At 59.1% G+C, this 13596-nt stretch carries 11 protein-coding genes; 7 read left to right on the top strand and 4 right to left on the bottom strand.

Annotated features, from left to right (window positions below; all coding sequences use genetic code 11):
- Positions 1-49: 49 nt before the first annotated feature.
- The 3 genes from AYR66_RS29705 to AYR66_RS21345 form a co-directional block, all read right to left on the bottom strand.
- Positions 50-472 carry a hypothetical protein gene (locus AYR66_RS29705; RefSeq protein ID WP_206047243.1) on the bottom strand — a complete coding sequence of 141 codons (423 nt, stop codon included), beginning with the start codon at positions 470-472 and terminating at the stop codon, positions 50-52.
- A 264-nt stretch (positions 473-736) separates the two neighbouring features.
- Positions 737-2851, bottom strand: coding sequence for a putative bifunctional diguanylate cyclase/phosphodiesterase (locus AYR66_RS21350; protein WP_088709181.1), 2115 nt, complete (start codon positions 2849-2851; stop codon positions 737-739).
- A 38-nt stretch (positions 2852-2889) separates the two neighbouring features.
- Complete coding sequence (locus tag AYR66_RS21345) at positions 2890-4581, bottom strand: methyl-accepting chemotaxis protein (protein WP_088709180.1); 1692 nt, start codon at positions 4579-4581, stop codon at positions 2890-2892.
- A 178-nt stretch (positions 4582-4759) separates the two neighbouring features.
- Between AYR66_RS21345 and AYR66_RS21340 the strand changes: the two genes are divergently transcribed.
- Entirely contained in the window at positions 4760-5329 is a 570-nt protein-coding gene (locus AYR66_RS21340) for a class I SAM-dependent methyltransferase (RefSeq protein WP_170942232.1), read from the top strand.
- Between the two features lie 63 nt (positions 5330-5392).
- On the opposite strand, the gene AYR66_RS21335 is transcribed toward AYR66_RS21340, so the two are convergent.
- Entirely contained in the window at positions 5393-6514 is a 1122-nt protein-coding gene (locus tag AYR66_RS21335; protein WP_088709178.1) for a hypothetical protein, read from the bottom strand.
- Positions 6515-6724: 210 nt separating this feature from the next.
- Here AYR66_RS21335 and AYR66_RS21330 point away from each other — a divergent pair, with 210 nt between their 5' ends.
- From AYR66_RS21330 to istB, 6 genes are all read left to right on the top strand, one after another.
- Complete coding sequence (locus AYR66_RS21330; RefSeq protein WP_088709177.1) at positions 6725-8473, top strand: glutamine--tRNA ligase/YqeY domain fusion protein; 1749 nt, start codon at positions 6725-6727, stop codon at positions 8471-8473.
- Between the two features lie 188 nt (positions 8474-8661).
- Positions 8662-9624 (top strand): SDH family Clp fold serine proteinase, encoded by a 963-nt coding sequence (locus AYR66_RS21325; protein ID WP_088709176.1) that lies wholly within the window; start codon positions 8662-8664, stop codon positions 9622-9624.
- Between the two features lie 150 nt (positions 9625-9774).
- Positions 9775-10323, top strand: a complete 549-nt coding sequence (locus AYR66_RS28500; RefSeq protein ID WP_141104118.1) for a hypothetical protein — start codon at positions 9775-9777, stop codon at positions 10321-10323.
- Between the two features lie 169 nt (positions 10324-10492).
- On the top strand, positions 10493-10783 hold the full coding sequence (locus tag AYR66_RS21320; protein ID WP_088709175.1) for a hypothetical protein: 291 nt from the start codon (positions 10493-10495) through the stop codon (positions 10781-10783).
- Between the two features lie 443 nt (positions 10784-11226).
- Positions 11227-12729, top strand: a complete 1503-nt coding sequence (istA, locus tag AYR66_RS21315) for an IS21 family transposase (RefSeq protein WP_420093097.1) — start codon at positions 11227-11229, stop codon at positions 12727-12729.
- Positions 12719-13528, top strand: a complete 810-nt coding sequence (gene istB / locus AYR66_RS21310; protein ID WP_088707203.1) for an IS21-like element helper ATPase IstB — start codon at positions 12719-12721, stop codon at positions 13526-13528. Before istA ends, istB begins: the two co-directional genes overlap by 11 nt.
- Positions 13529-13596: the final 68 nt, after the last annotated feature.

Genomic DNA, 13596 nt, shown 5'->3' with positions numbered 1-13596 from the left:
CAGGCGGGAATGGAGCTTGGTCTGGCGGGGAGGCAGAAACCTTACAAGGTCAGGTCGCCACCTGCTGCAACGCAACCACCGCCAGCGGCACGGTTGCCAGCACCACCGCAAACAGCAAACGCAGTCGCCGGCCGTACCCGCGGCGGCGGAACCAGGCGGCAATCGACATGCCGGCCGCAATGTACGCCAGCGCAAACAGCACATACGCGCCACTGCCGAATGCATGCGCCGCCCGGCTGGAAAACAGCACGGTGAACATGGCGGCCGTGATGACCGCCAGCACGCCCAGGATGAACGACAGCAGCGCATGCACACCCTGCACCTGCCGGGGACGCGCCTGCTGCGCCAGCATCGCCTGTCGCTGCGCGGTGATGTCGCGCTGCAGGAGAAACACCAGCAAGGGATCAACTTGCCGGTACTGCAGGAGCCCGGCGGCTGCCGCAGCCACAAGGTCGTCGCGTCTAATCGTCATTCAGTGCTCCTTCCGTTCTTGTTCTTGGCAGCGCTGAAGAGGGAGTGCCTGGACCACGGCAGCGCCCCCTGTGCGGTTGTCGACAGGCACCGGACGTCAATGCGGAAAGACAGGCCGCCGGAATGTCGTGGAGACGATACCGACCCAGCATCGATCATCGCCTTACGGCTATTTAATCGGGTCGGCAAGCTGTGGAAATAGACCTAGATCAAGCGCGCACCGGTCACCGGCACGATGTTTATACGGTGTCAAACCGGTAACAGTTCAGGCGGCCAGGACAGCTGCCATGGCAACGGCATTGCCGGCCCGCAGGAAGGCATCGATGTCGTCCGCCGGCACGGGCCGGGAGATGTAGTAACCCTGGATTTGGTTGCAGCGGTTTTTCCGCAGGTAGTCGAGCTGGCGCGCATCCTCGACACCCTCGGCGATCACGCCCATGCGCAGGCTGTGCGCGAGCGAGATGATGGCGCGCACGATTGCCGCATCATCCGGGTCGTGCAGAATATCGCGCACAAAGGAGCGGTCGATCTTGAGCATGTCGATCGGAAAGCGTTTGAGGTAGCTGAGGCTGGAGTAGCCGGTGCCGAAGTCGTCGATCGACACGCGCACGCCGATGTCCTTCAGTGCGGACAGCACGTTCACCGTGTGGTCGACGTTGTCCATCACCAGGCTTTCGGTGAGTTCCAATTCGAGGTAGCGCGGCTCCAGTCCTGTCTCTTGCAGGATGGACGTGATGCATTGCGCGAGGTTCTTGTCGGCAAACTGCCGCGCCGACACATTGACTGCGACATGGAACTTCGGCAGGCCCGCATCCTGCCAGCGCTTGTTCTGCAGGCAGGCGCTGCGCAGCGCCCAGTAGCCGATCGGCACGATCAGGCCGGTCTCTTCCGCAAGGTCGATGAAGCGAGCCGGCGCCACTGCACCGAGGTCCGGGTGATTCCACCGCAACAGGGCTTCCATGCCGGTCACCCGGCCTTCCGTCAGGCAAACCTGCGGTTGGTAATGCAGCGAGAACTGGCCATGCTCCAGCGCGACGCGCAATTCCATTTCCAGCTGCAGGCGATCCATCGCGCGCTGGTTCAGGCCTCTTTCATAGAACTGGAAATTGTTGCGCCCGGTTTCCTTGGCACGATACATGGCGGTATCGGCATGCATGATCAGCGCTTCCGGATCTTCGCCGTCGTCGGGGAAGTTGGCGATGCCGATGCTGGCCGTGATGAAGAACGTCTGCCCATGCACATGCAGCGGCCTGGCCACTTCGTCCATCATGCGCTGCACGACGCGTGTATTGGGTACGCCGCCTTCCTGGTGTTCGACGATCAGGATGAATTCGTCGCCACCCAGCCGGGCCAGCGTATCGGTATGGCGCAGCAGGGATTGCAGCCGCGTCGCAACCTGCTTGAGCAGCAGGTCGCCGGCCGTGTGCCCCATGGTGTCGTTGACCAGCTTGAACCGGTCGAGGTCGATGAAGGCAACCGAGAACCCGGTGTCCGCGCGACGTGCCCGCGCGATGGCGCACAGCAGCCGGTCGTGCAACAGGGTGCGGTTGGGCAGGCCGGTCAGCGCATCGTGGTTCGCCTGGTATTCCAGTTCCTGCTGGTAGGCGCGCGTCTCGGTCACGTCGTACTTGGCAGCCACGAAGTGAGTCACGACACCCTTCTCGTTACGCACCGGCGCGATGTGCAGGTCGCTCCAGAACATCGAGCCGTCCCTGCGGTAGTTGCGCAGCGTTGCGTGGCCCTCGCGCTGTTCGCTGAGGATGGCGCGGATCTCCGTCAGTCCTTCCTGCTCGACATCGTTGCCATGCAGCAGCCGCAGGCTCTTCCCCATCACCTCGCCCGGCGCATAGCCGGTCATGCGCTCGAACGCGGGATTGACGTACTCCACCGGAAAGCCCCGTCCCTGCGCGCTGCACACGATGATGGCGTTGACGCTGGCCTCGATCGCGCGTTCGCGCAAGCGCAACGAGCGCAGCGTTTCCGTCACATCGCATTTGGTGCCCACAAAATGGGTGACTGAACCCTTCGCATCGCGCACCGGCGAAATATGGAGATCGCTCCAGAAGACGGACCCATCCTTGCGCTGGTTGCGCAATGTCACCTGCCCCTCGCGCCGCTCACGGAGGATGGCACGGATCTCGGTCAGGCCTTCCTGGTCAGCCTCGCCCCGGTGCAGGATGCGCAGGCTCTTTCCCACCAGCTCTTCGCAGGCATAGCCGGTCATGCGTTCGAAGGCCGGATTGGCGTATTCCACCGCGTAATCCGGCGCGGTCGCGCGGCACACTACTACCGCATTGGCGCATGCCTCCATGGCACGCTGCAGCAGGAATGGCAACGCCGGGTTCTTGCCGCGGCGTCGCGACACGATCTGTCCATCCATGGTGATCCCTCTTCAGTCGATGCGGGGACTTCTTGCGTTCATGCAGAGTGCTGCAGTGCTGCCTGCCTGCGAACGCTGATGCGCGCGCCCGATTGTCGCTGCGCCGGCAGGCTGCGGACTGTCGCCGAAGCGAGCGGGTCGCGCCGCGCTTTGCGCGCCTGCCCGCCGGCGGAGGTATTGAAGACCGCCACCGCGTGGCTCAGGCGCAAGGCCTGTTCATTCAGGCTCGCCGTGGCCGCCGCCGCTTCTTCGACGAGTGCGGAATTCTGCTGTGTCACATGGTCCATCTGCGACACCGCCTGGTTGACCTGCTGGATGCCGTCCGATTGTTCCTGGCCCGCAAGGGCGATTTCCCCGACGATGGTATTCAGGCGCGCCACCGCTTCCACCACCTGGGCCACGGTGCGCGTCGCGCCGGCCACCATCGCGTTGCCTGCGTCCACCTTGTCGACGGATCCCTGGATCAGGTTCTTGATGTCCTTGGCCGCCGATGCGGAACGCTGCGCGAGGTTGCGCACTTCCTCGGCGACGACCGCAAAGCCGCGACCCGTTTCGCCCGCCCGCGCCGCCTCCACCGCCGCATTGAGCGCGAGGATATTGGTCTGGAAGGCAATGCCGTCGATCAGGCCGGTGATTTCCGCCACCATCTTCGCGGAACGCGAAATCTCTTCCATCGTGCGTCCCACTTCTTCCACCGCCCTGCCCGCCTCTTCGGCAATCGATGAAGCCGTGCCAGCGAGCGAACTGGCTTCCTTCGCGCTGGTGGCATTCTGCGTCACCGTCGATGCCAGTTCTTCCATGCTCGACGCGGTTTCTTCAAGGCTCGATGCCTGCACTTCGGTACGCGACGACAGGTCCATGTTGCCGGCGGCGATTTCGCCGGTCGCGGTATCGATGACTTCGACGTTGGCGCGAATGTCGCCGATGGTGGCGATGAGGTTCACATTCAACTGCTGCAGCGCCTGCAGCAGGCGGCCCATGTCACCACGCTGGTCGAATGCCGCCTTGCTGGTGAGGTCGCCGCCCGCGAGGGATTGCGCGAGGCTGGTTGCCTTCGCGATCGGCGCGACGACGTTGCCTTGTATATAGAGCCAGAGCTGGAGGCTGAGCACTGCGGAGAGGCCGAAGGCCCACAGCGTCCACGACGGCATCGCCTTGTCGGCCATCAGTCCTGCGACGAGCAGCGCGCCCATCAGGAGCACCTGCACTGCCGACGTCAATCCGCAACGCACTTGCAGCGGCATCGCGGCCAGCTTCGACAGCAGCGCCGCCAGTCCCCTGCGTTCGAGGCGTCCGCGCACGACAGCCAGGCGCGAGTGCTTGTCTTCACGCATCTCGGCGTAGGCCGCCTCTGCCAGTTTCACTTGCTCGCGTGTCGGCTTTGTTCTTACAGACATGTAGCCGACCACCTGCCCGTTCTCGGTGATCGGCGTGACGTTGGCAAGGACCCAGTAGTAGTCGCCGTTCTTGCGGCGGTTCTTGACGGGCGCACTCCATATTTCGCCCTGCTTGAGGCTGTCCCAGAGGTCCTTGAAGGCGGCCTCCGGCATGTCGGGGTGGCGTACGATATTGTGGGGGGCGCCGAGCAGTTCCGATTCGTCGTAACCGCTGACCTCGATGAAGTAAGGGTTGACGTAGGTGATCTTCCCTTTCAGGTCGGTTTTCGACACGATCGGTCGACCGTCCTGCATCTCGTATTCGGTATTCGTAACAGGCAGGTTCTTTCGCATGGCATTGTCTCCCTGATTGTTTTAACTTCGGAAGTTCTCTACTGCAAAAGCCGAATAACACCGTTCAGGAAAGTTTCCCATTCCCAACAACGAATGGCTATCCCATATTTGCGGTATGGGTAATAAATGTTTAAACGACGTGGAAAATCGTTGTGAATTTCAAACACCCGGAGAGGCGATGCAAGACGAACAATGGCTGGATAAATGGACTAGAACGATCGCCCGGAATGTGGCCATCCTGGAGCTCGGATGCGGCGGCGGACGCGACACGCGCCGGCTGGCGGAACAGGGCTTCAGCGACATCACCGCGACCGACCTGTCGCGTGATGCACTGGATCGGTGCGGGCATGCCGTACCCGCCGCCCACCTCGTCTGTCATGATCTGAACGCACCGCTACCCTTCGCCGATGCGCGCTTCGACGTCGTGATTGCGAGCCTGTGCCTGCATTACTTCGCTTGGGACAAGACGGTGGACGCGGTGCGCGAAATCCGGCGCTGCCTGGCGCCCGGCGGCCTGCTGCTGTGCAGGGTGAATTCGACGCGCGATGTACATTTCGGCGCCATCGGCCACCCCGAACTCGCGCACCATTACTACGATGTGGACGGCAGGCCGAAGCGCTTCTTCGATGCGGAAGACCTGGAGCGCCTGTTCACCGAAGGATGGGAACGCCTGTCGATGCGGGAAGCGACGATAGACCGTTACGACAAGCCGAAGACAGCCTGGGAAATCGCCCTCCGTCCAACCTAGCCTGGATAGAGAAATCCGGGGTCGAAGCACGTCCCCGGATCGCACCTCATCACGGTTGCACAACTACCTCAACACCCACTCCCGCGACGGCATCGCCACAATTTCGCGCGCATTCGGCTGCCCCGGCGGTACATCGAACACACTGATCCGCAGCGCCCTGCCCGCCAGCACCGACGCATCCACCTCCAGCCATGCATACGTGCCGTTCAGTTCCATATTGAACACCCCGAGCCGCGGCGTATATCCGCTGGCCGGCAACAGCTCCACATTCCTCATCCCGCTGCCGCGCACCTCGAGCAGCACGCGTCCGCCGACGATTTCCCCATGCACCGGCGCCATCGTCACACCCGCGACAAACGTCCCCGTCCCATTGGCCACTGTCCAACGCCGTGCCGGCATCGCGACGATCTCGCTTGCACCGTCCTGTCCTTCCGTCACGTTGTACGCACTGATGCGCACATCCTTCACGCCATCCGGCAACGACCGCGTATCCAGGTCCACCCACGCCATCGTCCTGTCTGCCGACACATTAAAGCTCGCCAGCCGCGGCGTATAACCGCTCGCCGGCAACAGTTCGGCATTGACGATGCCGCTGCCGCGAATCTCCAGCCGCGTGATGCCGCTGACCGTCGCCCCATCGGCCGGCGCGGACACCACGTTGGCACTGAAGCCCGGCTGCATGGTCGCCGCATTATTGATGGTCCAGCTGCGCGCCTGCATCGCCACGATCTCCGCCGCCCCCGGCTGTCCCGCCGGCACGTTGAAGGCACTTACCCGCATGCTGACCGGTCCGTTCGGCAAGCGCGTGGTGTCCAGGTCCATCCACGCCACCGTCCTGTCGCCGGTGATATTGAATTTCCCGTAGCGCGGCAGGTAACCGCTGCCCGCCAGCAGCTCGACATTGGCCAGCTCGTTCCCGCGCACCTCGAAGCGCACCACCCCGCTCAGACTCGCCCCCGCCGGCGGCGCCACGGTCGAATAAGCAAAGAACGGCGCATACGGATTGCCCGAGCATCCCGGGCTCAGGCTGCAGCTGCTGAACGGCCGACCTTCCGACGTCCACACCGTCGGCCGCAGCTGGGTCGCCGGGGAAGGATTCGATGCGATGTCGGCGCTGCCGCCACCACAGGCGGCGAGGATCAGGGCGGCTCCCGCCGCTGCGAGGAAACTGAGTCTTCTTGGCATTCTTGTCGGCTCCAAAGGGGTAAAGGATGGCTCCCTGCACGCGGCGTATCGCCGTCATGCGCCTTCGACTCCTCGGGCAGCCGGCCGGTTTATGTATGTAAGTGCACGCTGTTGACAATCGTCAAAAACCCGCACTCCCCGCCCCGCGGCAGCCCCAGCCGTCCACTACGGTAAAATGTCCGGTTAAACCTTTACCGCACTCCCGAATTCATGAGCAACGATTCCAAAAACGCAGCAGCCACTGACAACGCCCCGGCCTCCAACTTCCTGCGCGGCCTGATCGAATCCGACATTGGCTCCGGCAAGTACGCCGGCCGCACCGATCCCAACGGCAACCCGCTGCCCAGCGTCATCACCCGCTTCCCGCCCGAGCCCAACGGCTACCTGCACATCGGCCACGCCAAATCGATCTGCCTCAACTTCGGCATGGCCCGCGACTTCGGCGGCCGCTGCACGATGCGCTTCGACGACACCAACCCGACCAAGGAAGAACAGGAATACGTCGACAGCATCCTCGACGCCGTCAAATGGCTCGGCTTCGACTGGAAGGACAGCGGCGGCGACCACCTCTACTTCGCCAGCGACTACTTCGACCAGATGTACATGATGGCCGAGTACCTCCTCAGCGCCGGCCACGCCTACGTCGACAGCCAGAGCGCCGAAGAAATGGCGAAGAACCGCGGCAACTTCACCGAGCCCGGCAAGAACTCACCCTACCGCGACCGCCCGGTGGAAGAATCGCTCGACCTGTTCCGCCGCATGAAGCTCGGCGAATTCAAGGACGGCCAGCACATCGTGCGCGCCAAGATCGACATGGCCTCGCCCAACATGAACATGCGCGACCCGGCCATCTACCGCATCCGCCACGCGCACCACCACCGCACCGGCGACAAGTGGTGCGTGTACCCGATGTACGACTTCGCGCACCCGATCGAAGACGCGATCGAATACATCACCCACAGCTTCTGCACGCTCGAATTCCAGGACCACCGCCCCTTCTACAACTGGGTGCTGGAACGCCTGGCCGAAGGCGGCTTCTTCAAGCGCCCGCTGCCGGAACAAACCGAATTCGCGCGCCTGAACCTCACCTACGCGATCACCAGCAAGCGCAAGCTGCTGCAACTCGTCGAAGAAAAGATCGTCGACGGCTGGGACGACCCGCGCATGCCCACCATCGTCGGCATCCGCCGCCGCGGCTACACCCCGGAAGCGATCCAGTTGTTCTGCGAACGCGCCGGCGTCGCCAAGGCCGACAGCTGGATCGACATGAGCACCCTGGAAGGCGCCCTGCGTGACGACCTCGACCCCAAGGCCGCCCGCGCCATCGCCGTGCTCAAGCCCCTGAAGCTCATCATCGACAACTTCCCGGAAAACCTCGCGGACGAATGCAGCGCCCCGGTCCACCCGCACCACCCGGAACGCGGCCAGCGCAAGTTCCCGATCACCAAGGAAGTGTGGATCGAAGAAGAAGACTTCATGGAAGTCCCGACCAAGGGTTACTTCCGCCTCTTCCCCGGCAACAAGGTGCGCCTGAAGTACGGCTACGTGGTCGAATGCACCGGCTGCGACAAGGATGAAAACGGCAAGGTGATTGCGGTGCACTGCAATTACTTTGCGGATTCCAAGAGCGGCACTGAAGGCGCGAACAACTACAAGGTGAAGGGCACGATTCACTGGGTCAGCGTGCCGCACTCGCTGGAGGCTGAGGTGCGCTTGTATGACCGGCTGTTTACTGATCCGAACCCGGATGCGGGCGGGAAGGATTTCAAGCTGGCGCTGAATCCTAATGCGAAGGAAGTGATTACGGCTTATCTGGAGCAGGGGTTACGGCATGCCATGCCGGATGAGAAGTTTCAGTTTGAGAGGCATGGGTACTTCGTTGCTGACCGCGTGGATCACTCGGCTACTAGGCCGGTGTTTAATCGTGTGGTTACGTTGAAGGATTCGTGGGGGAAGTGACCCGTTCTTCTTGCACTACATCTACAGCCCGCATTCGCGGGCTTTTTTACATCCATTACCAATTTGCCTATCTAAAACGTGGGATTCGGCGGGCTTTGCTCACTGGTAAGCTAGAAAGTCCTCTCGAACATTGCTAGACGGATAAATTTCTAATTACATGAATTAGAGACCTATACAGGATGACAAGAATGGCCTCAAAGAAAAACAATATCCAGAGTGCATCCAGATCAGCATCTGAAGACGCACCCGCTTCTACCTCGATAAAGACGTTTGACCTAACAAAAAATTCAGATGTTATTTCTCTTGTCCGCGAAGATGACGAGGCACTAACGCAAAAATTAGTGGGTGAACATTTGAATAAAATTGTGGCCAGTCATGGACTGACAGATTATCTCGTTTTAATTCTCTTTGACGAGCTCGACTCAATCTCTAGCTATCACTCCGACAAAATTTATCAAGCTGCGTCAATTTCTCCCGGTGAAAAGAATATTTTTCTTATCGTCCAGAGCGGTGGCGGTCGAATCGAGCCCGCATACTTAATTAGTAAGACGTGTAAAAGACTATCAAGGGGAAAGTTTGCAGTTGCCGTACCACGGCGCGCGAAATCTGCAGCAACTTTGCTATCCCTGGGTGCTGACGAGATACATATGGGCTTGATGAGCGAACTTGGTCCAATTGATCCGCAGATCGGCGGCTATCCCGCGTTAGGCTTGGCAAACGCGTTAAATAAACTTGCCGAGCTTGCGTCTAGGTTCCCCGGTGCATCAGACATGATGGCGAATTACCTGACAAAGAATTTAAACCTTCGAGACCTTGGCTACTTCGAGCGCATCAGCGAATCTGCCGCGCAGTATGCACAGCGTCTGTTGACCGGAAAATCGTTTCCAGATCCCCATACTTCAGAAACTCTAAGTAAACATTTCGTAGATCACTATAAAGATCATGGCTTTGTCATTGATTCTGACGAAGCGACTACGTTACTTGGTGAGATGGTTAAGATTGATACCCCGGAGTACAAGTGCGCAAATGAAATTTATAGGTTTTTTGACTTCTTCGAGATGGCGCTTAGGTTCTTTGTAAACAAGGAGTTCTACTACGTTGGCACACTAGATGGCGGGCTTAGTATTCGCTCACGTGGAAAGAATACTTAAAGCCTATCCCAATAGACCAATAATCCGCCAATGCCGACATCACTAACTACAATCTTCTCCGAGACATTGGACCGTTTAATCAATGAGACGGCCCAGGCATCGGGTAGGGATATATCAGAGATAAGACCCTTTGTTTGTCATGGAAATCCAATGCAATGCGACATTTTTGTCGTAGGGACGAACCCGGCATCAACTGTGTCATGGGCTTCGTTTTGGGACAAAGAGCGAGCCACATTTAATAAAGAGAAATGGCTTCACGTTTATGAGGAAGAACGCGCCGCAAAGAAGCGTGCGCAAGGAAAAACCGGGTTCCATCGATGGAGCACTACACGTAGCCGAATAGAAATTTTAAACGATGCCCTTGGCGCTCAACATCGTGCCCTTGAGACGAATCTATATTCGGTTTCAACGCCGAAGGAAAATGATCTTACTCGCGCCGACAAAATTCCCCTTATCTTCAACTTTCTTCTGCGGAGCATAAAGCCCAAGGCATTGTTAGTCCACGGGGATGCTACAGCACAGTACCTTCGTAAAACGTACAAATGGAGTGAAGCAGTTGGATGTTCTGTGATGTCCTTCGAATATGGATCGGCCGCTATTCTATTCACACCGCATCTCGCTGCTCGGGGAGGGCTCGTGACAAATGAGAAGGTGAAGGAATGGGGAAGGATGTTATATCTGAATTTACAGGAAGCGTAACGCGCACTCCACGCACCACTTCACTTTCCGACCTAGCCAGATTTATGCACGGAAGATTTTTTAGGTCGCTACGCAGACCGCTCCCTACGTTAGCAAAAGGACTTTCCCCATATTCTTCCTTCGTCTTTCACTTGAGATTCGTAGCTTTATAAAGCCGTAAGGTGTCAAAATGAATCATGAAGATCAAGCCCGAATTAAAGAACTGATTGCGAAATGCAAATCAAAACCGGGGAACTGGAAGTACTCAAGCGGCTTCGTCTTGGCTACCTTCGAGATGTATCTGATATTTGAACGCGAGAAGCCGCTGTCACCGATGGACCACCTGCTGCGGGCGTTTGCTGAATCCGGCGTTCAAACATGTCGAGGTGGCGCGATGACAAAAGAACGGCTGCAATACCTTTACGATCACCATTTAAAGTCCAAATTGAAGCAACATTATTTAAGGACGATAAAGCTCTAAATTTCCTCGCACAGGTGAATCAGCAAGCGTAGGGGGCGTCCCGCGCACAAAAAACGGGGTCAGGTCTTGCACGAACACATGCGCAAACAACGGGGTCAGGTCTTGCATGAACACATTACGTTCGTGGTCACGATTCCCGTTGCGTACCAAAAGAATGTGTTCGTGCAAGACCGACCCCGAACTAGAAGTGACCCAGTGACGCATTCAGCTGACAAAGAGAACAGCACTGTTTGTCACCGCGCCGGTAAAGCAATCGGCCGACGCGCGCACCGTGTAGGAGTAGCTCCCTTGAGATCCTCCGACCATTCCTGAAATTCGCCCGGTGTTGACGTTCACTGAAAATTGACCCACTTTCCGCAGTAGTTTTCATCCAAATTTGACCCACGTGATTCAATCGCCTGCTCAATAAATGGGCAGGAGGACGAGGAGTGATCACAGTGGGCATGTTTGCCAAGATCAGGCGGATGCATTTCCGCGAGAAGCTCTCCATACGAGAGATCGAACGGCGCACGAATCTGTCGCGCAATACGATCCGCAAGTGGCTGCGCGAGCCAGCCATGACCGAACCAAGGTATCCGGAACGCGAGGGCAAGAGCGTCGTTGACGCCTATGCTGAGCAGGTCCGGACCTGGATTCAAACCGACAGCCACCGCGCCAAGCGGGATCGACGTACGGCCCGTGTCATGTTCCAGGCGATCCAGGCGCAGGGTTACAGCGGTGGATACGGCCGTGTCTGCGCGCTGGTTCGCCGGCTGCAGCAGGAACTGGCTCAGGCACCGAGCCGCAAAGCGTTCGTGCCGCTTGCCTTCGCCCATGGCGAGGCATTTCAGTTCGACTGGAGCTGCGAGTACGCCTGGATTGGCGGCTTGCGCCGGCGTCTGGAGGTAGCGCACTGCAAGCTGGCGTCATCCCGTGCCTTCTGGCTGGTGGCGTATCCGTCGCAAAGCCACGAGATGCTGTTCGATGCCCATACCCGCTCGTTTGCCGCCTTCGGCGGGATCCCGCGGCGGGGCATCTACGACAACATGAAGACCGCCGTGGACAAGGTCGGCAAGGGCAAGGAGCGCAACGTCAATGCCCGCTTCGAGGCCATGTGCGGGCACTATCTGTTCGAGCCGGAGTTCTGCAACCGGGCGGCTGGCTGGGAAAAGGGAATCGTCGAGAAGAACGTCCAGGACCGGCGCAGGCAGATCTGGGTGGCAGCAGCCGACATCCGCTGGAACAGTCTGGGACAACTGAATGACTGGCTGGCCGAGAACTGCCGGCAAAGCTGGGAAGACATGGCGCATCCCGACTGGCCGGAGATGAAGGTGGCCGAGGTTCTGCAGGACGAACGGTTGCAATTGATGCCGGTCCCCAAGCCATTCGACGGTTACGTCGAGCAGCCGGTACGGGTGTCGTCAACAAGCCTGATCCACTTCCAGAAGAACCGTTACAGCGTCCCGACACCCTATGCACACCGCGTAGTCAGCCTGCATGTCTATCCAACCGAACTGGTGGTCGTCGCTGATAACGAAGAGATTGCGCGGCACGAGCGCGTGTTCGACCGCTATATCACCCGCTACAACTGGCAGCACTACATCCCGCTGATTGCCCAGAAGCCCGGTGCATTACGTAATGGAGCGCCATTCCAGACCATGCCCGAGCCGCTATTGCACCTGCAGCGCCATCTCCTGAAACATCCTGGGGGTGACCGCGTCATGGCGCAAGTCCTCTCGGCCATCCCGGATCACGGGCTCGAAGCCGTACTGGATGCAGTCAGGAACGCGCTGGAATCGGGACGACCCAGCGGTGAACACGTTCTCAACGTGCTTGGCCGCATCAAACAGGCACCGGCGACTGCATCGATTACGACAGCGCTGACACTGAAGGAAGAGCCACAAGCCAATGTCTCCCGCTACGAGCGGTTGCGTTCGCTGGATACGGAGGTTCAGCATGTCGCATGAGATCGTCAACCAATTGAAGAGCCTGAAGCTGCACGGCATGGCACAGACCTGGTCGGAGCTGGTAGCCCAGGCCCGCATAGCGGACTTCGATCCGGAGCGGTTCATGGTCCAGCTGCTCAAGTCAGAGACGGCCGAGCGCGAGGTTCGCTCGATTGCCTACCAGATGACGGCTGCCCGCTTCCCCGCACATCGTGATTTGAATGGCTTTAACTTCGCCGAGGCGAAGGTCGATGAAGCGCTGATTCGGCAGCTCCACACCATGTCGTTCCTGGACGCCGCACACAACCTGGTGTTCATTGGCGGACCGGGTACCGGCAAGACGCATCTAGCCACGGCGCTTGGGATCGAAGCCATCAACCGGCACGGCAAGCGCGTCAGGTTCTTCTCCACTGTTGAACTGGTCAATGCGCTGGAACTAGAGAAGGCGGCCGGTAAGCAAGGCCAGATCGCACACCGGCTGATGTACGTCGATCTGGTCATCCTCGACGAACTGGGGTACCTGCCGTTCAGCCAGGTTGGTGGTGCACTACTGTTCCACCTGCTCTCAAAGCTGTACGAACGAACCAGCGTAGCGATTACGACCAACCTGAGCTTCGGCGAGTGGCCTGCGGTGTTCGGGGACGCGAAGATGACGACAGCATTGCTGGACCGACTCACGCATCACTGCCATATTATTGAGACCGGCAATGATTCCTGGCGCTTCAGGCACAGTGAATCGACGCGGAAGACATCCCCCAGAAAGGGCTCGAAGAAGGGAGAAACAGGACTAGCGACCGAAGACTTATCCACAGCAGCGTAGCCGTCTACGCATAAAAAGGGTGGGTCAAAATTCGATGAAAATCGTGGGTCACTTTTACGTGAACATCA

This window comes from Noviherbaspirillum denitrificans (assembly GCF_002211445.1).
Classification (GTDB): Bacteria; Pseudomonadota; Gammaproteobacteria; order Burkholderiales; family Burkholderiaceae_D; genus Noviherbaspirillum; species Noviherbaspirillum denitrificans.
This window is presented reverse-complemented; position numbering and strand designations above follow the sequence as displayed.